This window comes from Dyadobacter sp. CY343 (genome assembly GCF_021390335.1).
Taxonomy (GTDB): domain Bacteria; phylum Bacteroidota; class Bacteroidia; order Cytophagales; family Spirosomataceae; genus Dyadobacter.
Genome location: NZ_JAJUXK010000004.1, coordinates 1,233,737 through 1,255,345, shown reverse-complemented (window position 1 = coordinate 1,255,345; position 21,609 = coordinate 1,233,737). Strand labels below are relative to the sequence as shown.

Genomic DNA, 21,609 nt, shown 5'->3' with positions numbered 1-21,609 from the left:
GTTATGTAACCTCTAACTACTAAAAAGGCCACTTCGCTTGTATTAAGCAAAGTGGCCTTTTGATTTATTTTAAGTCAGTTTCTGCTAAAAAAGTATTAATCCCGAAATGCAGAATCAGCAGGATATTTTTTACACAAGGTCTACGGTCCGGCCCGTCCGTACCGATTCGTCACAGGCAAAAGCAATCTGCAGACTTCTTACAGCGTCTTCCAGATGGTCTGTCAGATCCAGGTTTTCCGTGATCGCTTTCAGGAAATAACGCTGCTCGCGGTTGCAAAGCTCCTGGTGATCCGGCTCGTCTTCCAGGTTGATCCAGGTATCTTCTCTTGCAAATTCATCCTTATCATTCAGCTCGGCATGGTGAATGCGGATCGATTCGGTTTTGGTATGCGCTTCCACCGAAGACGATTTCCCACTTCCACCCGCGTCTTTGGCAACGATTGAAGCAGATCCTTTCGGCCCGATCACATCTTTTACAAAGAATGCAGTTTCACTGATCATCGGTCCCCAGCCAGCTTCGTACCAGCCTACCGAACCATCTTCAAACCAGATCTGTAGCTGGCCATAGTTGTAGTTTCCGGCAGGAATATCTTCCGTCATTCTCGCCCCGATCGCATTCACGCGAAGCGGCGTCGAGCGCGTCATCTGGCACATTACATCTATATAATGTACGCCGCAATCCACGATCGGGCTCAGGCTTTTCATCAGGTTACGATGGACGCCCCACATATAGCCGTGGCTCTGCTGGTTCAGGTTCATACGCATTACCAGCGGTTTGCCCAGGTTTTGCGCTTCTGCGACAAAGCGTTCCCACGACGGGTGAACGCGGAGAATATAACCTACTACTACTTTTTTGCCGGCAGCCTTCGCAGCTTCCACAACCCGCTTAGCACCTTCTACGCTATCTGCAAGTGGTTTTTCAATAAATACGTGCGCGCCGGCATTCAAAGCCTTGATCGCAAAATCTTCGTGGGTATCAGGGTAAGTGGAGATACAAACAGCGTCCGGTTTTGTTTCCGCAAGTGCTGCATCATAATCGCTGAACAGGCTGTAACCGCCGCCCAGTTTTTCATTTAATACTTCTTTGCTTTTTCCGGTTGAAACAATACCGCAGATCTCGAATCCGTCCAGCAGCTGATAAGCAAATGCATGCGAGGCGCCCATATTACCGCAACCGACAACGAGTACGCGGATAGAGCTCTTGTTTTCAAAAGATGACATAGTAAATGATAATGTTAAGTCTTCGGGTAAGAAGGAATATAGAAATAGTACATCAGGTCAACAACGTATACCTGCTTTCTGTGCCAAAAATAAGTATTAAAATCTGTTTTCGCCCGAGCTCGGTTCGGAATGCAGGAAAATCCCGAGTAGGTGTTGGATTAATTATAAATGCAGCGTCTGTTGATATTCTAAGTTAAAATTGGTAAATAATTGATTAAAAGATGCGAAAGCCGGGTCGTGGCATTCCTTTACCTTTGAAATAAATTCATCCTTCGAATTTCAACCTGATTAACGATATGAACAAAGAATCCTGGTATGGCATTTTTCCTGCGCTGGTAACTCCATTCAAAGCAGATGACACAATTGATTTCGAACTTTTTGGTAAAAACCTGGAAGCTCAGGTAGAAGCGGGCATACACGGAGTGATCGTGTCGGGCTCGCTGGGTGAAGCCAGCACGCTGACCAGAGCAGAGAAAATGGAACTGGTGAAATATGCCAAGAAAGTAGCTCCGGACGGAATGCCGATCGTGCTTTGTATTGCGGAACAGTCAACAGCAGAAGCAGTTAGCTTTGCCAAAGAAGCAGAAACGGTAGGTGCAGACGGATTGATGGTATTGCCTCCGATGCGGTATAAGGCAGATGATGACGAAACTGTTGCCTACTTCACGACAATTGCGCAGAGTACGAGCTTGCCGATGATGGTTTATAACAATCCGGTGGACTACAAGATCGAAGTAACGCTTGCGATGTTCGAAGAACTGGCCAAAGTACCTAATATAGTTGCGATCAAAGAATCGACCAGGGATGTTAGCAATGTTACGCGTCTGTTCAACCGTTTCGGCGACCGTTTCCGCATTTTCTGTGGCGTGGATACGCTGATCATGGAAGAGGTTATGCTTGGTGCTGACGGCGTTGTGGGTGGATTGGTTGATGCGTTTCCAAAAGAAACCGTAGCGATTTTTAATCTGGTAAAAGCAGGATATTATAAGGAAGCACTGGCGATCTACCGCTGGTACCTGCCACTTTTGGAACTGGATATTCATCCAAAACTGGTACAAAATATTAAACTCGCTGCCGAAAGAGCCGGTATCGGGTCGGAATATGTGCGCGCTCCGCGTCTGGCATTGAAAGGTGCCGAGAGAGAAAGGGTACTTGCAATCATCGATAAAGCCATCGAAACGCAACCTGTATTGCCGGATTACCTAAACCTGACTACAGAGTCGTATTTGGCGTAGTCGGGATGTTAGGGGTTGCATGTTCATCGATGTTAGGTGGCTCCTCTGGAGCCTGATATCTAACTTGAAACGGGTTTCTAGAAACAAAAAGCTCCTCCGGAGCGACTTGACAACGTGTATTGTTCAACCGGCCGCAGCGCGGCCCCCTGTTTCTAGAATGTACAGTATTTATAGTAAATTGAGACTCCGGAGGAGTCACCTGATGCACAATGTCCCGCATCATTAACATGAAATTATGAGCATATTTAAGGAGAAATTAGAAAGCACTTTGCAAAATGCCCACGAAGCTTTTGTCACCATAAATACATCTTCAATTCAAAGCCGCGTCGCTTTGATGCGGACCATCGCCGATGAGATCGAAGCCCTGGGGCCGGAGCTGATCGACACTGCCCGCGCAGAATCCAACCTGCCCGAAGCCCGGCTTACCGGTGAAAAGGGGCGGACCATTTTTCAATGGAGAAGCTATGCGGATGCAGTTGAAAAAGGGTACAGTTTCGACGCAAGTATTGATACAGCCAATCCCGACAGAACGCCGCCGAAACCGGATATCCGCAAAACCAATGTTGCATTGGGCCCGGTGGCCGTTTTTGGCGCAAGCAATTTTCCTTTTGCATTCTCAACCGCCGGCGGAGATACTGCCAGCGCGATCGCGGCAGGCTGCCCGGTCGTAGTGAAAGCGCATCCCGGACATCCAAAAACGTCTCAACTCATGGCCGACGCGATCAGTCGGGGTGTGGAGAAAAGCGGATTTCCAAAGGGTACATTCTCGCACATTTTCTGTGAAACCAATGAAGAAGCCCAGGCGCTGGTAAGTCACCCGGTGATCAAAGCAGTTGGTTTTACAGGTTCAAATCGCGCTGGATTAGCTTTGGTGGATATTGCCAGTAAGCGACCTGAGCCTATTCCGGTTTTCGCAGAAATGGGCAGTATCAATCCGGTTTTTCTTTTACCAGAAAAAATAGAAACAGCCGCTGCTGAGCTGGCTAAGCAATATGCAGGCTCGCTGACACTTGGCGTGGGACAGTTTTGTACCAATCCCGGGCTGGTAATAGGCGTGGAAAGTTCCGCTTTGGAGGAATTTGAAAATGCATTAAATGAAGAAATAGCAAAAGCACTGCCCGCGCCCATGCTGAATGCAGGTATTGCAAAAGGCTACCAGACCAATCGCGAAAAGGTGATCGGTTTGTCGGGTGTGACGGTACTTTCAGTAGCCACTGCTGAGGCCGCAGAAGGACAAGGTGCTGCTACGGTTGCTACCGTTTCCGGGGTTGATTTTCTGATCAATGAAGATTTACAGACTGAGGTTTTCGGTCCGTTTGCATTGATTGTAAAATGCAAATCTGCTGATGAAATGTTCGCAGTAACTGAAAAGTTGCACGGACAATTAACCGCTACGCTACTAGCTACGGCGGGAGATCTGGGAGCAAATGCCGAGTTGGTGGCATTGATCCAGAACAAATGCGGAAGGATCATTTTCAATAACTTCCCGACCGGCGTGGAAGTGTGCAAATCCATGCACCACGGCGGACCATTCCCGTCTTCCAGCAATAGTCAATACACCTCAGTAGGCTCCGACGCAATCAAACGCTTCACCCGTCCGCTCAGTTTTCAGAACTGGCCCGACGAATTTTTACCGGAAGAACTAAAAAACGCGAACCCGCTGGGAATTTGGAGATCGGTAAATAATGAAGTGGTTAATGGAGCTGTTGGTGATTAGCTGTTAGCCTTTAGCTATTAGCTTTTGGGAGGATGGAGGAAGGGAGGAAAGGGAGGATGGTTTTTTTGCGGTGATAGCCGATTTTTCAGGACAATATATAATTGCTAATAGCCAACAGCTAATAGCTAAAAGCAAGCTACAACCAATGCGTAAGACTTTTTTCTGTATCGATGCCCACACTTGCGGGAACCCGGTTCGGGTGGTCGCTGGGGGCGGACCTTTGCTGAATGGGAACAGCATGATGGAGCGCAGGCTTCATTTTTTGAAGGAATTTGACTGGATCCGGAAGGGACTGATGTTTGAGCCGCGCGGTCATGACATGATGAGCGGGAGCATTCTGTACCCGCCGGTTGATCCTGCTAATGACATTGGCGTACTCTATATCGAGACGAGCGGCTGCCTGCCCATGTGCGGTCATGGCACAATCGGGACAGTGACTATCGCAATCCAGGAAGGTTTGGTAACCCCCAAAGTGCCAGGCAAACTTCGTCTGGAAACGCCAGCCGGATTGGTTTTGGTTGAATACAAGCAGGAAGGCAAGCGGGTAACTTCTGTCAAACTAGTCAATATCAAATCGTTTTTAGCAGCTGAGAATCTCACCGTCGAATGCCCTGACCTGGGTACTTTGACCATTGATGTTTCCTATGGAGGTAATTTCTACGGAATTATCGATCCGCAGGAAAATTTCAAAGGTTTGGAAAACTACACCGCCGATCAACTGATCAGCTGGTCGCGTGTTTTGCGCAAGCGACTGAACGAGCAGTACAAGTTTGTTCACCCGGAAAATGAGCATATCAACGGTCTGAGCCACATATTGTGGGCAGGTGCAGTGATTGATGCGACATCAACTGCCAGAAACGCCGTTTTTTACGGAGACAAAGCAATCGACCGCTCGCCCTGCGGCACAGGTACCTCCGCCAGAATGGCCCAGTGGCACGCGCAAGGCAAACTCAAAAAGGGTGACAAATTCATTCACGAAAGCATCATCGGCTCCAAATTTACAGGTACCGTCGAGGACGAAGTGACAATAGGAGACAAGCCCGCCATTATCCCAGGCATAGAAGGCTGGGCCGTAGTAACAGGCTACAATAACATTTTCATCGACGACGAGGAAGACCCGTACGCGTATGGGTTTCAGGTTATTTGAGGAGCTGTTAGCTTTTGGCCGTTAGCTGTTAGCTATTTGTCTCGGGTTCAGTTAAACAAATTATTAATTTATAAACCAAAAGCTAAGAGCTAATCGCTAACAGCTAATAGCAAATGACAACAACCAAAGGAACCGTCACCATCATTGGCGGGGGAATTATGGGGTTGGCTTCGGCTTACTATTTGCTGAAAAGCGGATGGAAAGTGACGGTGCTCGACAAAGGCGATCTGAGCGATAATTGCTCGCAAGGAAATGCGGGGATGATCGTTCCCAGCCACTTTATTCCGCTTGCTGCGCCCGGAATGGTGGCGAAGGGGATTAAATGGATGTTCGACAGCCGCAGCCCTTTTTACGTAAAGCCTTCCCTGGATTTTTCACTGATATCCTGGGGATTGAAATTTATGAAAGCCGCCTCTCCGGCCAATGTAGAACGTGCCGCGCCTTTTTTGAGAGATTATCACTTGCTCAGCAAACAGTTGTATGAGGATATTGCCAATGAAGAAGGACTAAATTTTGGTCTGGAAAAGAAGGGTATTCTCATGCTTTATAAATCTGCAAAAGCGGGGGAGGAAGAAATCCATGTAGGAAAAGACGCACAGAAGCTGGGACTGGACGTGGAAATGCTCTCCAAAGAGCAGGTGCAGGCCATTGAACCTGATATCAAACTGGACGTAGCCGGGGCGGTACATTACCATTGCGACGCGCATTTGTACCCGACTGCATTGTTTAACCAGCTATTAAAGAATATCAAGGAAAAAGGCGCTACCGTCGTAACCAATGCAGAAGTGACTGGTTACGAGATCTCAAGCGGTGAGGTGAAATCAGTCAATACGACACAGGGCAAATACGAAAGTGACTTGGTGATCATGACCGGCGGTACCTGGCTGCCTCAGCTTGCCAAGCTGGCCGGACTTTCTATCCCGGTGATGCCGGGCAAGGGATATTCCTTCATGGAGCCTAATACCGATCACCCGATCGTCCATCCTGCCTTATTGATAGAAGCACGCGTGGCGGTGACGCCGATGAATGGAAAAGTTCGTTTTGGCGGCACCATGGAACTAGCAGCGGTAAATGACAAGATCAATATGAACCGGGTAGAGGGGATCGTGAATGCAATCCCGCAATATTACCCCGAACTGAATGTGGCTATTCCAGCCAAAGAAAATATCTGGTATGGTTTCCGCCCGTGCTCGCCCGATGGTCTGCCTTATCTGGGTTATAGCAAGAAATTGAAAAACCTGATCGTTGCAGGGGGGCACGGCATGATGGGTATCAGCCTGGGTCCGGCAACCGGGAAAGTGGTGGCGGAATTAGCAGATCGCACCGCTACGGCCATTGACATCAAACTTTACGATCCGGAGCGATATAATTGAGCGCCGGGCCGCCGGGCGGTTGACGGGTAAGGAGCATTGTGCACTTCGCTTCGACTGCGCTCAGCGTGACAAGGGGACGTTACTGTCAGGCTGAGCGTAGTCGAAGTCAGTGCACGTCGCTTCGGCTGCGCTCAGCGTGACAGAGCTCTATACCAGGATAGCGCCTTGTCAAGCTGAGCGAAGTCGAAGCTAGGCACCCACGAAGCATTACAGCTTACACAAATTCCTAACCTTAACCCATCACTCCCATTGAGAAAGCGCTCCTACTGCCTTCTTTTTAATCTGGCGTTTGCCTGCATTGTCAGCAACAAATCTTTTTCCCAAAATTCCAAATTCAATCTCTACGAACAAACCAGCGAAACTGCCGGGCTGGTAATGCATTATAATGAAGATATTCAGGCAGTTCGCTCGTTTTATTCTCCTATGCTGGTTCGCGGACGTGGCTTTGCGGCGCCTTCATTTGTGCTTAACTCCCCCGAGCAGCGGAAGCGGTTGATAGAAGTGGATAAAAGTTACCTTGAAAAGCTGGCTGCGGTTGATTTCGACGCAATGAGCATTTATGGCAAAGTGGATTATATTTTAATGAAAAGAAATATAGACGATCACTTGCTGAGCCTTTCGCAGGAAGAAAAAGAATATGACCAGATCACAAAATACATTCCGTTTGCTGAGAAAATTTACACGCTCGAAAAGCAGCGCCGCCGCGGAAATACTTTGGATGCGCAGAAAGTAGCAGCAGATTTGAATGATGTTTTGAAAGAATTAAAAGCTTCTTCGGAATCAATTAAAAAGGTAGAAGACATAGATATGCCGCTTGCCAACCGCGCTGAAGAAGCTGTAAAAGGTTTGGATGAACGCTTGAAAGGTGTATATGAATTTTACAACGGTTACGATCCGAAGTTTACCTGGTGGGTGCCGAAGACTTACGAGGCACTCGACAGCGCGCTGACAGCCTATGCCAAAGTTTTGAAAGGAAAAGGTAAAATCAACACCACACAAAAAGAAGACAAAAGCGGGATCAAAGGCGTGCCGATCGGTCGTGACGAGCTGATCCGGCAGTTGCGGGTGGAAATGATCAGTTACACGCCTGACGAGTTGATCGAGCTGGCCAACAAGGAATTTGCGTGGTGCGACAAGGAATTGCTGAAAGCTTCGCAGGAAATGGGTTTCGGGAATGAATGGAAAAAGGCGCAGGAGAAGGTGAAAAACAGCTTCGTGCCGGAAGGCGAGCAGCCGGCACTGATCATGAAGCTTTATAATGATGCGAAGGATTTTATCACTAAAAATAACCTTTACGAATATCCCGAAATAGCCGACGAAACGTGGGGAATGCAAATGATGTCGCCCGAGCGGCAGTTGATCAATCCGTTCTTTCTGGGCGGCAGGGATATTATCATTTCTTATCCGACCAATACCATGAACCACGAGGATAAGTTGATGAGTATGAGGGGGAACAATCCGTATTTCTCGCGCGCGACAGTTTACCACGAACTCGTTCCGGGGCACCATTTACAACACTATATGCGCAGCCGCTACAAGCCTTATCGCCGAGAATTCGGTACGCCGTTCTGGACCGAGGGCTGGTCGCTGTACTGGGAGCTGCTGCTGTACGACAAAGGTTTTGCCAAAACCCCTGAAGAGGGGATCGGGATGCTTTTCTGGCGGATGCACCGTTGCGCACGCATTATCTTCTCGCTGAATTATCATTTGGGTAAATGGACGCCACAGGAATGTATTGATTTTCTGGTAGATAGGGTAGGACACGAGCGAGCAAATGCGGAAGGGGAAGTGCGCCGCTCTTTTCAGGGAAATTACAGTCCGCTGTACCAGGTGGCATATCTGATCGGTGGTTTGCAGATTCTGAGCCTTAAAAACGAGCTTGTCGACAGTGGTAAAATGAGCTACCAGCAGTTCCACGACGCGATCATGAAGGAGAATAATATGCCGATCGAAATGGTCCGGGCGACGCTGACCAATCAGGCATTGAAGCGCGATTTCAAAACACAGTGGAAGTTTTATAGTTTCAAATAATATTGTAGCTTACATTCTTCAAAAGTCCGTAAAAACCTAACCTGTTATGTCGTTGGAAAGTACAGCCGAATCTGCTGAGGAAAAAAAGTCATTTAAACCATCGCTCGGTCTGATGGACGCGACCATGCTCGTCGCCGGAAGTATGATCGGGTCGGGTATCTTCATTGTGAGTGCGGACATTACCCGGAATACCGGCAGCGTGGGATGGCTGATGTTCGTGTGGCTGATCACAGGCTTTATGACACTCACCGCCGCATTAAGTTACGGTGAACTGAGCGCGATGTTCCCCAAAGCGGGCGGGCAATATGTTTATCTCAAAGAAGCATATAACTCGCTGATCGGCTTTCTGTACGGTTGGAGCTTTTTTACAGTGATCCAAACTGCTACGATCGCTGCTGTGGCAGTGGCTTTTGCCAAATTCACGGCTTATTTGCTGCCGATGTTCAGCGAAGATCTGGTAGCGGTCGACCTGGGTTTTATCAAAATTTCCCCGGCCCAACTGCTCTCGCTGGTGCTTATTGTTTTACTGACGTTTATTAATACACGTGGTGTAAATGGCGGGAAAATTATCCAGACCACATTCACATTAACCAAACTGCTGAGTTTACTCGGACTGATCGTTTTCGGATTGCTTTTCATGAAACCGGAGATCTGGGCGGCAAACTGGGATTCTGCAACGATGTGGGACCTGCACAAACTGAATATTGACGGCAGTATCGAATCCTACACCACCATAGCCGCATTCGGTGCGATCGCGGCATCGATGGTTGGTTCTATTTTTAGTAGTGATTCGTGGAATAATGTAACTTTCATCGCGGGTGAAATTAAAAATCCCCAGCGAAATATCGGGCTTAGTCTTGCATTGGGTACCATTATCGTAACAGTCATTTACCTGATGACCAACGTAATGTACACGGGCGTACTGTCTTTGCAGGATATTGCTTCTTCTGATAAAGACCGCGTCGCGGTGACAGCTTCTAATGTGATCTTTGGAAATGCGGGGACGATGATTATCGCGATTATGATCATGATTTCGACTTTTGGTTGCAACAACGGTCTGATCATGTCGGGCGCACGGGTGTATTATTCGATGGCGAAAGACGGTATGTTTTTCAAGAAAGTGGGGACTTTGAACAAAAATTCGGTGCCAGAATTCGGACTCTGGATTCAATGTGTGATCGCCTGTTTGTGGAGTTTGAGTGGGAAATACGGGAATTTGCTGGATATGATCTCCTTTGTAGTAGTCGTATTCTATATGCTCACCATTGTCGGAATATTTATATTAAGAAAGAAAATGCCTGACGTTCCCCGTCCGTACAAAGCTTTTGGCTATCCATTCCTGCCTATTATCTACATTATCATGGGTGTTGCATTCTGCGTATTACTGATCATCTATAAACCTGAATACACCTGGCCGGGACTGATCATTGTCTTGCTGGGAATTCCGGTGTATTATTTTATTGGTAAGAAGAATATAGACGATGCGAATAATTTAGGCGAAGCTTCGTGAAATCAGTTCCGTGATAGCCAAGATTAGCAGAAGTAAAACGCTTAGGTAACTGTCGTCCAATCCTCCAACTGAATACCGGTAATTCTTTTAAAATGACTTGTATTGTTTGTGACCATAATTAGTTGATGAGTCACGGATGTGACGCCAATTAGCAAGTCAAAATCATCTAGCGGAATTCCTGCTTTTTGAAGACGCGCTTTCTCTTTTGCATAAAGATCTAGTGAATGAAAGATGGGGAGAATTCTTACTCCAGTTAGAAACTGTTCCAAAACCTCCCTGTTCTTTTCAGGTCTTTCACTTTTCTCTATTCCAAATTTCAGCTCCGCAAGCGTTATCTCAGAAATGTAGCAATGCTCCTCTGTTAATTCGTCGAACTTTGCTTCGAGACTGAACTTGCCTTTCATATAGTAGATGGCAATGTTCGTATCAATGAGATACTTGTTCAAAACGATTCAATTTCCCTGGTGGAAACTCTGCTGCTCTTGATTTCTTCGATGATTTTGTCAGCACTTTTCTTGGAATCAAATGCACCAAAAGCTTTTTTGAATGCGGTTTTTTTGTCCACAATATTCTGTTTTGCAGAGGCGCTCAATTTTGAAATAAGGTCGAGTTTTTCTTCAAGACTCAGATTATCCAGAAGTCCGATGTAGCCATTTACCAGTGTGCTGTTCATATCTTATGTTTTATTTTTTACTTAAATTTAGCTAAATGTATTGAATTTTAGTTGTTTAAGATACATGCGATTTCACCGCAGCGCCTCCACTTCTGCCAATTCCTTCGGTAAATGCTTACCCAAAATCCTGTTGCCAGTTTCAGTAATCAGGACATTATCCTCAATGCGAATTCCGGTAAAATCCCGTAGCATTTCGAGCTTGTTGTAATCCACAAAATCCGCCAGTTTGTTCTCGGCTTTCCAGCGGTCTATCAGGGTTGGGATCAGGTAGAGGCCGGGTTCTACGGTTACCACAAAGCCGGGTTCCAGCGCGCGGCCTAGGCGGAGGGATTTCCAGCCGAATGTGGTTCCTTTCACCAAGTCTTCGGTATAACCTACATATTGTTCACCGAGGTTTTCCATATCATGTACATCCAGCCCGATCATGTGGCCGAGCCCGCATTGGAAGAACAACGTATGTACATCATTTTCGACTGCTTCTTCCGGGTCACCTTTGACTACACCCAGCAATTTCAGTCCTTCCAGCAATTTAGTCGCCGCAAGTTTGTGTACATCTTTAAACAAAATACCAGGCTTGCAAGCTTCAATAGCCGCATTTTGCGCATTCAGCACGATCTGGTACATATCCCTTTGCAAAGGAGAAAATTGTTTTCCCATCGGAATTGTTCGGGTAAGGTCGCCGCAGTAGCGCATTGCGGTTTCGGCACCCGCGTCGCACAAGCCCATTTGTCCCTCCTGCATCACCAGATCACGCGTGTGTGTGTGCAGGATCTCGCCATTTACGGTCAGTATAATAGGATAAGAAATGTCGCCGCCCGCACCTATTGCGATACTTTGCAGCTTTCCGGCTACTTCTTTTTCCGTCATACCCGGGCGCGCATTCTGCATAAAATCCAGGTGCATATCCACAGAGGTATCCACCGCCTTCTCCATTTCAGCGATTTCCTCGGCCGTTTTATAGTTACGCATGGAAACGATCGCCTTGATCAAAGTCACCGAAGCTTTTTGCGAAGCCTCAGCAGGTGATACCTGCAACCATTCCTGCAATTTCAAAGTATGTTCAGCCCGGTAGGGTGGCAGGAAATGTATCTGCTGCTTTTTATCTAAAATCCCTCTTAAAAAACCGCTAATCGCCGAAAGTGGCTTAACCAGAGAAATTCCAACCTTCGCAGCTTTATCCACCAGCGCCTCCTTCGGCCCCGTCCAAACGATATCGTCGATCGTCAGCTCGTTTCCGAATATAATTTCCTGGTCCTTGTCAATATCGATCACCGCGTGAATGGAAGGAATATCCAATCCGAAATAATACAAAAAAGAGCTGTCCTGGCGGAATGGGTACACATTATCGCGGTAGTTCATGCCCGAATCTTCATTGCCGAGAAAGAGGATCAGCCCGCTGCCGACTTTCGTTTTCAGTTGTGCGCGTCTTTGAATATAGGTTTCTTTGGAGAACATGGCTTGTGGTGTTTAATGCAATCGCACTCTGACAATGCGTTTTTTGCAAATTAAAGTTTCTGGCTAAATGAAAAAAATCTTGCTCTTAAACATCAACTGTCTTCGAGCAAGATTAAAACTACTAACCTAATCAGAATGTATTATCAGTAACCCGGATTTTGTTTCAGGTTGGTATTTTTGTCCAACTCGCTTTGCGGTATCGGGAACAAAGCGCGTTGTGTAGCCTGCGGACGGTGGTTAAACCATTTTTTTGTACCAAAAACACCAAACCGGATCATATCCTGGCGACGGTGCGCCTCCGCGGCAAACTCCCATCCAAGCTCATCAAAAAAGCGGCCGAATTTCACATCTTCGCCGCCCTGGCGCTCGATAATGCTTCCGTCAACAGCCTGGTAACCATAGTTATATTTGCTACCCTTTGCCAGATCCGCGCCGGTAACCGTCGCTTTGGCCGGGTTATTTTTGAATGCGCGTTTACGTACTTCCGTCACTATCGCCGCAGCTTCTTCGGCTTTTCCAGTCCGTAAAAGAGCCTCCGCTTTGATCATCAGCACATCAGCATAGCGCAGAAATGGGAAATCGTTGTCCATACTGCCGGTCACATTTGGTTTGATTTTGTATTTCCCAATGCGATAACCGTCCGAAGAAGCCGTTTTTTCCATGGTCGGAACCGCTTTGCCGTAAGTGATCACCACGGCTCCGGTAGTCGCGTTTTTCTGCGGACCCATGATCCAGGTATCTGCCAGGCGGCTGTCGTCAGCGTCATAAGTGTCGATAAATTGTGGCACGGCGCAGTTTCCGCCCCACGGACCGGCATTCATCGGATAAACCGTGCGGCTCAGCGGGTCGAGCGTTTTCATGTGGATTATGTTTCCTACGCCGTAAATCTCATCGTAAGGAATAGCAAAAATGATCTCTTTGGAATTGAAATTGGTCCAGGTGAAAATGTCCGAATAATTGGCATCCAGCACATATTTGCCGCTTTTGATCACCTCATCTGCCTGCGTGATCGCCTGCGCCCATTGCGGCGTGCCGGTGTATATTTCCGCATTAAGATAAATTTTGGCAAGCAAAGCCTTCGCGCCCCACCTGTTAAGCTGACCATAAGTAGTAGCCGCATTCTCGCTCAGGCTCGGGATTGCATCATTCAATTCTTTGATAATGAAGTCATAAACTTCCTTCCGCGTGCTCTGCTTCGGCAGACTGATATCTTTGAAATCAGTGACAATGGGCACGTTTCCGTGGTTATCCATCAGCAGGTAATATGCCAGCGCGCGCACTGCTTTCAATTCGGCAATCGTATTTTCCTTTCCGGCAGTAATCGGTATCTCGCCGCTTTCTATCTGAGAAATAACCCTGTTCGCGGTAGTAATGCTGCTGAAAGAGCTGAACCAGGTATTGGCCGGCTGGTCCTGCAACGAGGTCCAGGTGTGGTAATGCATTCGTTTATAGGTACCTGCATCATCCCAGCCATTTGGGCGGGAGGGCGTGATAATGGCATCGGCCGCTTCTTCCTGCAAATCAAAATAGCCTTGCCAGCCGGCCATCAGGCTTCTTAACGAAGAGTAAACGGGGGCTACGATCGCTGGCAGATCCTTCTCAGTAGGCTGGTAGCTGCTCGCAAGTACCTCAGAATAAACCTGTTCTTTAAGATCAGTGCAGGAGTACAGGGTCGCTGCACTCAGTACCGATGTCAGTAATATATATTTGGCGTTCCTGTTTTTCATCTTGTAAAAAGTTTGTTGTGGATCAGAATGTTACACTAAGTCCGGCAGTGAATGTGCGGGTTGTAGGATATTTGTCGCGTTGATCGCTTCCGGGGAAAAAGCCGGTCATCGTCATGCCTTCCGGATCCACGCCGGTGTAACCCGTAATAGTGGCCAGATTAAGTCCCGAAACAAAAACGCGCGCATTTTTCATACCTTTTATCAGGTTCTGAGGCAGCGTATAACCCAATGTCACATTGTCGATTTTCCAGTAATTCCCGTTTTCAATGTAGTGCGAAACGTATACAAGGTCGTTGTTCAGCACTTTTCCGTCGATCGGATCGTAAGCGGTATTCAGCATATTATATGCCTTGTTTTTCGGGTTGTTATAAAACATACTTTGAAAATTCAGAACATCATATCCGAATGCGCCGCGCATATTCAATGCAAGGTCGAAGCTCTTGAACCGCACCGAATTGTTCCAGCCTACATTGTGCTTTGGAATACCATTTCCATAGTATTGGCGGTCTTCGGGTTTAGCCTCGGCAACCGGAATGACCTCGCCATCTTTGTTCTCTACCAGCCAGCCGCCTTTTTCGTCTACACCTACACTTTTCCACACAAAAAACCGTCCGATAGGTTCGCCGACTTTAACTCGGTGCGTACTGATCTGGATCGGCTCGCCCGTGTATCCTGCATCGAAAAAGTCATTGGAAGCCTGGAATTGGTCGTTTGAAAGACTTACCAGCTTGTTTCGGTTGGTAGAATATGTAAATCCTGAGTTCCACTGCAAGTTGGCTGTCTGTATCGGAACCAGGTTCAGAAGGACTTCAAGACCTTCATTCTTCATGGTACCTGCATTGATAAACATCGAGCCGGTCAGGTACGGTGGTACAGGCACAGGGAAATCGTAAAGCAGGTCTTTCACTTTTCTGCTATACACATCAATAGAGCCGCTGATGCGATTTTTTACAAAACCAAAATCAACCCCTGCATTCACCTCCTCCTTCTTCTCCCAACGCAGGTTTGGGTTGAAGTTACGCGCGGGAACAAAGCCTGGCACCCATTTTCCACCAATGAATGCACCTTGGTCGCGGCTGAAATTATAGCTGATCTGGGACAGATAAGGCGAGTTCGCGATCGTACCCGTGACACCCACACCGGCGCGTAGCTTGATCTCGGAAACGCCCGTCAGACCTTCCATAAACCGTTCCTTGCTGATCCGCCAGCCCACAGAAGCCGCTGGGAATGTACCCCATTGGTTATTGATCCCAAACCGCGAAGAACCCTCGCGGCGCACACTCGCCATAAACAGGTATTTTTCATCCAAACTGTAAGTTAACCGGCCAAAGAAGCCAGCCAGCTGCCATTTGTTTTTAGTACTTCCCATTGCAGCCTGGCCTTTTTGCAAAGCACCGCCCGCGCCGAGGTTGTTCCAGTCGTAAGCGTCGGTTGGGAAATCCCAGTTGCTCGCGCTGAAAGATTCGTAAGTTGCATCCTGCCAGCTGTATCCGCCAAGCAATGTAAAACGGTGTTTGCCGAAAGATTTGGCATAATTACCAGTGAATTCCAGCAGGTTTTCATTGTTTGCGTAAGTGCTGCGATATGCTGTACTATTCTGGTTGCTCAATCGCGTTGCAGTATGGTTGAATGTCGTCGAGCCCCCTTCCAGGTTGCTGTTTTGCACATTGGAAACCAATAATTTAAAGTTCAGGTCCTCGATAGGCGCATAGTCCAGACTTCCGCTCATTCGCATTTCCTTAAACTTGGCATCGTAGTTTGACTCGTTAATGAGGGAAACGGGGTTTTCATAGAAATAACCATCACGCTCCTGCCACGCGCCTGTTTCCGTTCTCACGCGATCTGTCGGGTTACGGATTATTGCCTGGCGGTAAATGTACCCGTAAGCTGCATCATTGTCGACAGGACTTACCGCGCCGTTCGTGCTGGTAATGCGGTTGATAATCTGAATGTTTGTTTTCAGTTTATTGTCAAACATCGCGTGGTTCAGGTCGGCGCGGCCTGTAAACCTGTTTTGTCCCGATCTCAAAAAGATTCCTTCCCAGTTTCGGTAATTCACAGATCCTGTAAAGTTGGTGGTACTGTTTCCGCCAAAAAATGTCAGGTTATGGTTGTGGCTGACAGGCTTTTGCATAATCTCGTCGAGCCAGTCTGTGTTTCCTCCGTAATCGGTGTAGTCAATGCCTTCACTGATTTTTCTGCGGTAATCGTCGCCGGTAAACAGTTCGGGTCTGCGCGCGATCGTCTGAATATTTACATAATTGGAATACTCCACAGTCGCCCGCGAGGTGCCCCGGTTTTTTCGTGTCGTGATCAAAATTACCCCGCCGGTAGCGCGCGTTCCGTAAATCGCAGCTGCCGATCCATCTTTCAAAACGTCCACAGACTCAATATCTTCAGGCGCAACCGTATTCAATCCCCCCGGAATACCGTCGATCAAAACGAGCGGGTCAGAGTTTCCATTGATCGAGTTAATACCCCTCAAATTGATCTGTGTGTTGGAAGAAGGCGAGCCGCTGGGCGTGGTAATACGCAAACCCGCTACTTTTCCCTGCACCAGCTGCGCCGCGTCTCGAACTGTTCCTTTGATAAAATCCTCCCTTTTAATACTCGCAACCGAACTCGTCACATCACCTTTTTTCTGAGTTCCGTAACCGATTACTACCACTTCGGAAAGCTGTTTCTGGTCGGGCGCCATTTCAATGGTCAGCGCGCTCATGCTGCCTACCACCACTTCCTGACTGATATAGCCGATATAACTCAAAATCAAAGTCGCTTCATCGGGTACGGTCAGTTTGAATTTTCCTTCAGTATCCGTCGCAGTTCCTATTGAATTATTTCCTTTTACGATAATCGTCACACCCGGCAGCGGGTTTTTATCCTCGGTGGATACGATCGTGCCCGAAATCTCGCGCTCGGCAGCGAGCAGCTGACCGGATAATAGGCATACCAGTGCGAGACCTAAAAGCAGCCGGCGCGGTATTTCCTGGATTAAATTAGATAGTAGTCTATTCATGTTTTCTGAGTTAGTTGGTGGTAGAATTTTAGGGAAGATCTTCTTTTTCATAGGCTATGGTTTTGACATACGCACGGTGCAGAATCAATAATAATCAAAGGAAAGAATTTGAACGAAGTATTATATACGTCAATCATTAAGTGCAGGCGACCTGTCACCCTGAGTGCAGGCGACTTGTCACCCTGAGCGCAGCCGAAGGGGACAAGTCGCTACTGCGTTACCGCCAGCCTATTCCGTCTCGGTGGCTCCACTTCAAGCAACTTCTTGACAAAAAAATCGCGTTTCTTACGTCTTCCGTAATTTCCACCGTCGCTGTGGCCCATTCCTGGAATTGTCAGCAATTCAAAATCCTTGTTTGCTTTGATCAATGCGTCCGCAACCCGGTAGGTCGATTCCGGCGGGACGTTGGTATCCGCCTCTCCGACGATCAGGAGCAGATCTCCCTGTAATTTAGCAGCATTGGTCACGTTCGATTGTTCGTCGTAATGCTTGCCTACCGGATAGCCCATCCACTGTTCGTTCCACCACTGTTTGTCCACGCGATTGTCATGGCAGCCGCAGGCGGAAACTGCTGCGTCGTAAAACCCGGGATGAAATAGGAGTGCGCCCAGTGAGTTTTGCCCGCCGGCGGAGGTGCCGTAAACGCCCACTTTGGTAGAGTCGATGTAGGGATACTTAGCCGCCAGCGACTTCATCCACGCAATGCGATCGGGAAAACCAGCATCGGCCAGATTTTTCCAGCACACATCGTGAAATGCTTTCGAACGGTTCGCAGTGCCCATTCCATCCATTTGAACTACGATAAAACCCAGCTCGGCCATACTCTGCATTTCACCGTAGTGCCTGAATGCTTTGGGAACAAACGAATCCTGCGGACCGGCGTAGATATTCTCGATAATAGGGTACTTTTTGTTCGGGTCAAACTGGCTTGGGCGGTACACGATGCCCCAGATATCCGTTATCCCGTCGCGCCCTTTTGCCGTAAAAATCTCAGGTAGTTTGAAACCCAGCGATAAGTATTTTGAAATATCAGCCTCTTCCAATTGCATGATCAGCGACGCGTCAGCAGTCTTGCGTAGCTCCATTACCGGCGGGCTGGTCATCGTGGAATAGGTATCAATATAGTAGCTGCGGTCGGGTGAAAATGCGAGTAAATGGTTCGCTTTCGCGTGATCAGTCAATTTTACCAAACCTGTTCCATCAAACTTAATCCGGTAATAATGAATGTGGTACGGATCTTCATCGCGGTTCATTCCATTGGCCCTGAACCAAACCTCGCGCTTTTGTGTGTCGATACTATCAATATCCCGCACCACCCAGTCGCCTTTCGTAATCTGATTTTTGATCTTGCCTGACTTTTCATCCACGAGGTACAAATGTCGCCAGCCATCTTTTTCCGAAGACCAGATAATTTCGTGCTGCCTGGGCAGGTAATGCGTGTAAATAAGGTTTTGGTAAATGAAAGTGGTGGTCTTTTCGTCAATGATATTTTTCGTATCACCGTTCCCGGCATTGACCTCGATCACCCGGAAACGCTGGTGGCCGCGGTCTACTTTTTCGTATGTAAAATACTGCGGATCACCTTCGCGCCACCGAATCACCGGCGCATTGAAGAAGTCTATTTTTTCAGACTTAACTTTTACCAGCTCCTTGGTTTTTACGTTGACCAAAAACATTTCGTAGCTCGTAAATTCATCGCCCGGCTGTGCATAACCCCTCGTTTTTACTTCGCCGCGTGTTGTATTCGGAAGCGAGGAAAGAATGTAGCTTACCTCTCTTTCTTCCTGTTTATCAATGCGATAGCAAACGATATACTGTCCATCCGGCGACCAGCTCAACTCGCCGAAAGGGCGAAGCGGGTTGCCTTCGTGCGTCAGCTGTTTTGCGTCTTTTCCGACAGGAGAACCCAGGTAAATGTTGCCGTTCCTGACAAACGCTTTCTGCTTTTTATCGGGAGAAATACTATCCGCCCGAAACGGCCGCCACCGGCTCGCTTGCCTTGTCCAGCCTGTTCCTTTTGGTTCTTCAATAGCGGGCTTTTCAATCTTTCTGGCGGTATTGTCTTTGGTATTGTAAGCATACCATTTGCTGTCGGTTTGCATGTAAATCGTACTTTTCGCACTGTCAAACCGTAAGCCCTGCAACATTAATCTAGGGGCTGAAAACGTCGAATCTGCTACTTGCGACAGTGCTTTGGCTACTTTTTCATTGTCAAATGCCTTTGCTTTTTTACCCTTTACCGGATCGATAAATATGTATTCTGTCAGACTGTCTTGAAGGATATTTTTGTACCAGAATGATTTGCCGTCCGCCTGCCACCCGGCCTGGATGCTGGCTTTGAGCACAGTGCCTTTTGTGACAGAATCCATCAATTCCATGCGCTTGTAAGCATTCGAAATTTCCTCTTTGGAAGGTTGATAGGCAGGTAGTTGGGCAAGTGTAATATGCGACAGCAACGACAGTGCCCCCCACATTCTGATCCTTCTTATATCTATTGTAAAGGCTCGCATTAACAGCATTTTGTAAAGTTCAGGAAAGTGTAGACAATAGGAGATCTGTCTGCCAAAGTGGGGCAGGATCAGGATTGAAAAATCTCAAAACTCGAAATACTCTAATTGTCTATATGTAAAATTAGACCTAACCCCGAAGATAAACTTGGTAGAAATTAGCGGCTTTTTTACCGATATTAACTTAAATCAGCTCGAGCTTTGGTATTCGGAGCAATTTGGAGGATTTTATTTGGTGCTTTACGGGATGTGGAAAATTAAAGGGAAGTAAAATAAGAAGAGCAAGCTGCATATATGCGGCTTGCTCGTTTTATAAGATCAGCTAAGTTCACTTACTCCTCATAAAATCCGGAAGACCTACCCGCCGAATAAACTCATTATCCCTGTCAAACTTTTCTCTGAACAGGTCAAGATGCGCATACTTGCCATCCAATGAAGGATCTAATGTCCAACCCTTTGGAAGTGCCTTCTCTTTGCTATGTGCTTTTATTTTCATGATAATCAAATTTACGATTTTCTTTTAACTAGAAAAAGGTCATAGTCTGTGCCCCTGACGAATTTTTGCCAGTCGTCGTTAAGGTAGCCCCAGAGGTTAAAATCTTTCTCGATAGCTTCAAGATTGTTGCTAATGCCGATACGATAGAGGCGCGTTCTCGCCCTCGTACTTCCGGACGCAAGTACAAAAGCGTCAGGATAGTTGTCTGTAAATGTGTAGAGTGTTGAAGTAACTGTGCGAAGGACTTTCTCGCTGTCGCCATTATTTGTAACATTCAAATCACTCTCGCTGCCTGTGACCGGGTCAGCATCTCCAAATCCCAGGTTATAGTAGCCACCTCTTGAATATTCCTGATAACGAACAATTTTTCGGATTGCCCCATTTGGTCCAATACTTCTGAATTCATAAGTCAAAAAATTGTCGAAGATCGTGACGGGATATACATTATCGAGCATTATTGATGCGAAATTGTGCAAAAGAAAAACGCCAGCGTTTGCTGACGTCAGAAAGTATTTTGCAAAGTTAGTCTTCGTTTCGGGAGAGAAGTGATGGTGGTTTTGTTGCTGGATAAATGTGGTTACCGGCAGATAAATGATTTACCCCAACCGCTCCAAGAACTCCCGTTGATACTCTCTCGGTGATAACCCGATTGTCTTCTTAAAAACCCTATTAAAATTAGTCACATTGTCAAATCCAGTCTGATAGCTCACATCCGAAAACCCGTCAAACTTGCCGGAAACGATGATTTTGCAGGCTTCGTTGATGCGGACTTCGTTGAGGAAGCTGACGAAAGTTTTGTCGGTGTGTTTTTTGAAATAACGGCAAAAAGCCTGCGGAGTAAGGTTAGCGATTTCTGAAATTTCGGCCAGGGAAATGTGGCTTTTGTAGTGACCTACGAGATACTGGAATATTTTGTCCATTCTGATCCCCTCTACTTCCGAAATCCGGTGCTCGCTGTTGCTCGTGGCCAGCGGTTTTAATTCTTTGGTGGTCGAGAAATGGTGTAAAAGCGAAATGAATGCAGCCACGCGCTGACTTTCCTTGTGCTGCATTACTTCCTTAATCGTGGCTTTGATCATCTCATTATCACTTTCCCGAAGCTGAAATCCATTGTGCAAGCCACTGACAAACTTGCGTATCCCTGTCATTTCGGGCAGACTTAATATATTTTGTGAAAGGTGGATCGGGTCGAAAAAGATCGAAACGGAATGCACCTGTTTCGGCTCAGCGGCATTGAAGTACGATTCGTCGCTCTTGAAAATGTGGGATTGATTGGCACCAATAATATACACTTCCCCCGACTCAAAACGCTGCATATAATTGCCCGCAATCAAAATCCCCGATCCTTCCACGACCCACTCGATCTGCACTTCACGGTGGCGGTGGAGGTGGTTGTAATAATGCGGTAAAATGTTATCCTGCACCACAATGGTACTTTCTTTCGGGACCGGTATGGTGAATTGGACGACTTTCATGGTGGCTGAGAATGCGATTCTTTAAG

15 protein-coding genes are annotated in these 21,609 nt (G+C 47.2%); 6 read left to right on the top strand and 9 right to left on the bottom strand.

Features of this window, described 5'->3' with window-relative positions:
* Positions 1-129 precede the first annotated feature (129 nt).
* Positions 130-1,221: a Gfo/Idh/MocA family protein gene (locus tag LZG94_RS17360; RefSeq protein ID WP_233793055.1), complete on the bottom strand. Its 1,092-nt coding sequence runs from the start codon at positions 1,219-1,221 to the stop codon at positions 130-132.
* Positions 1,222-1,517: 296 nt separating this feature from the next.
* Here LZG94_RS17360 and LZG94_RS17355 point away from each other — a divergent pair, with 296 nt between their 5' ends.
* The 6 genes from LZG94_RS17355 to LZG94_RS17330 all read left to right on the top strand — a co-directional run bounded on the left by LZG94_RS17355 (position 1,518) and on the right by LZG94_RS17330 (position 10,234).
* On the top strand, positions 1,518-2,456 hold the full coding sequence (locus LZG94_RS17355) for a dihydrodipicolinate synthase family protein (protein ID WP_233793054.1): 939 nt from the start codon (positions 1,518-1,520) through the stop codon (positions 2,454-2,456).
* A gap of 235 nt (positions 2,457-2,691) precedes the next feature.
* Complete coding sequence (locus LZG94_RS17350) at positions 2,692-4,173, top strand: aldehyde dehydrogenase (NADP(+)) (RefSeq protein WP_233793053.1); 1,482 nt, start codon at positions 2,692-2,694, stop codon at positions 4,171-4,173.
* A gap of 145 nt (positions 4,174-4,318) precedes the next feature.
* Complete coding sequence (locus tag LZG94_RS17345) at positions 4,319-5,320, top strand: 4-hydroxyproline epimerase (protein WP_233793052.1); 1,002 nt, start codon at positions 4,319-4,321, stop codon at positions 5,318-5,320.
* Positions 5,321-5,433: 113 nt separating this feature from the next.
* Positions 5,434-6,693, top strand: a complete 1,260-nt coding sequence (locus LZG94_RS17340) for an FAD-binding oxidoreductase (protein WP_233793051.1) — start codon at positions 5,434-5,436, stop codon at positions 6,691-6,693.
* Between the two features lie 249 nt (positions 6,694-6,942).
* Positions 6,943-8,724, top strand: a complete 1,782-nt coding sequence (locus tag LZG94_RS17335) for a DUF885 family protein (protein ID WP_233793050.1) — start codon at positions 6,943-6,945, stop codon at positions 8,722-8,724.
* 46 nt (positions 8,725-8,770) lie between these two features.
* Entirely contained in the window at positions 8,771-10,234 is a 1,464-nt protein-coding gene (locus tag LZG94_RS17330; RefSeq protein WP_233793049.1) for an APC family permease, read from the top strand.
* 41 nt (positions 10,235-10,275) lie between these two features.
* Here the strand turns inward: LZG94_RS17330 and LZG94_RS17325 are convergent, their stop codons facing one another.
* From LZG94_RS17325 to LZG94_RS17290, 8 genes are all read right to left on the bottom strand, one after another.
* The gene (locus LZG94_RS17325; RefSeq protein ID WP_255700656.1) at positions 10,276-10,680 is read right to left on the bottom strand and encodes a type II toxin-antitoxin system VapC family toxin; all 405 of its coding nucleotides are present in this window, start codon (positions 10,678-10,680) and stop codon (positions 10,276-10,278) included.
* The gene (locus LZG94_RS17320) at positions 10,677-10,907 is read right to left on the bottom strand and encodes a hypothetical protein (protein ID WP_233793047.1); all 231 of its coding nucleotides are present in this window, start codon (positions 10,905-10,907) and stop codon (positions 10,677-10,679) included. Before LZG94_RS17320 ends, LZG94_RS17325 begins: the two co-directional genes overlap by 4 nt.
* 72 nt (positions 10,908-10,979) lie before the next feature.
* The gene (locus tag LZG94_RS17315; protein ID WP_233793046.1) at positions 10,980-12,362 is read right to left on the bottom strand and encodes an aminopeptidase P family protein; all 1,383 of its coding nucleotides are present in this window, start codon (positions 12,360-12,362) and stop codon (positions 10,980-10,982) included.
* A 143-nt stretch (positions 12,363-12,505) separates the two neighbouring features.
* Positions 12,506-14,089: a RagB/SusD family nutrient uptake outer membrane protein gene (locus LZG94_RS17310; RefSeq protein WP_233793045.1), complete on the bottom strand. Its 1,584-nt coding sequence runs from the start codon at positions 14,087-14,089 to the stop codon at positions 12,506-12,508.
* Between the two features lie 22 nt (positions 14,090-14,111).
* Positions 14,112-17,105 carry a SusC/RagA family TonB-linked outer membrane protein gene (locus LZG94_RS17305; protein ID WP_233793044.1) on the bottom strand — a complete coding sequence of 998 codons (2,994 nt, stop codon included), beginning with the start codon at positions 17,103-17,105 and terminating at the stop codon, positions 14,112-14,114.
* Positions 17,106-17,314: 209 nt separating this feature from the next.
* The gene (locus LZG94_RS17300; RefSeq protein ID WP_233793043.1) at positions 17,315-19,615 is read right to left on the bottom strand and encodes a S9 family peptidase; all 2,301 of its coding nucleotides are present in this window, start codon (positions 19,613-19,615) and stop codon (positions 17,315-17,317) included.
* A 504-nt stretch (positions 19,616-20,119) separates the two neighbouring features.
* Complete coding sequence (locus LZG94_RS17295) at positions 20,120-20,563, bottom strand: DUF6934 family protein (RefSeq protein ID WP_233793042.1); 444 nt, start codon at positions 20,561-20,563, stop codon at positions 20,120-20,122.
* Between the two features lie 141 nt (positions 20,564-20,704).
* The gene (locus LZG94_RS17290; RefSeq protein WP_233793041.1) at positions 20,705-21,583 is read right to left on the bottom strand and encodes an AraC family transcriptional regulator; all 879 of its coding nucleotides are present in this window, start codon (positions 21,581-21,583) and stop codon (positions 20,705-20,707) included.
* Between the last annotated feature and the right edge of the window lie 26 nt (positions 21,584-21,609).

Excerpts from the sequence above, each read along its gene's own strand:
- LZG94_RS17310 (WP_233793045.1), bottom strand. The coding sequence starts at position 14,089 with ATGAAAAACAGGAACGCCAAATATATATTACTGACATCGGTACTGAGT.
- LZG94_RS17305 (WP_233793044.1), bottom strand. The coding sequence starts at position 17,105 with ATGAATAGACTACTATCTAATTTAATCCAGGAAATACCGCGCCGGCTG.
- LZG94_RS17350 (WP_233793053.1), top strand. The coding sequence starts at position 2,692 with ATGAGCATATTTAAGGAGAAATTAGAAAGCACTTTGCAAAATGCCCAC.
- LZG94_RS17290 (WP_233793041.1), bottom strand. The coding sequence starts at position 21,583 with ATGAAAGTCGTCCAATTCACCATACCGGTCCCGAAAGAAAGTACCATT.
- LZG94_RS17315 (WP_233793046.1), bottom strand. The coding sequence starts at position 12,362 with ATGTTCTCCAAAGAAACCTATATTCAAAGACGCGCACAACTGAAAACG.
- LZG94_RS17345 (WP_233793052.1), top strand. The coding sequence starts at position 4,319 with ATGCGTAAGACTTTTTTCTGTATCGATGCCCACACTTGCGGGAACCCG.
- LZG94_RS17300 (WP_233793043.1), bottom strand. The coding sequence starts at position 19,615 with ATGCGAGCCTTTACAATAGATATAAGAAGGATCAGAATGTGGGGGGCA.
- LZG94_RS17295 (WP_233793042.1), bottom strand. The coding sequence starts at position 20,563 with ATGCTCGATAATGTATATCCCGTCACGATCTTCGACAATTTTTTGACT.
- LZG94_RS17355 (WP_233793054.1), top strand. The coding sequence starts at position 1,518 with ATGAACAAAGAATCCTGGTATGGCATTTTTCCTGCGCTGGTAACTCCA.
- LZG94_RS17360 (WP_233793055.1), bottom strand. The coding sequence starts at position 1,221 with ATGTCATCTTTTGAAAACAAGAGCTCTATCCGCGTACTCGTTGTCGGT.
- LZG94_RS17340 (WP_233793051.1), top strand. The coding sequence starts at position 5,434 with ATGACAACAACCAAAGGAACCGTCACCATCATTGGCGGGGGAATTATG.
- LZG94_RS17320 (WP_233793047.1), bottom strand. The coding sequence starts at position 10,907 with ATGAACAGCACACTGGTAAATGGCTACATCGGACTTCTGGATAATCTG.
- LZG94_RS17330 (WP_233793049.1), top strand. The coding sequence starts at position 8,771 with ATGTCGTTGGAAAGTACAGCCGAATCTGCTGAGGAAAAAAAGTCATTT.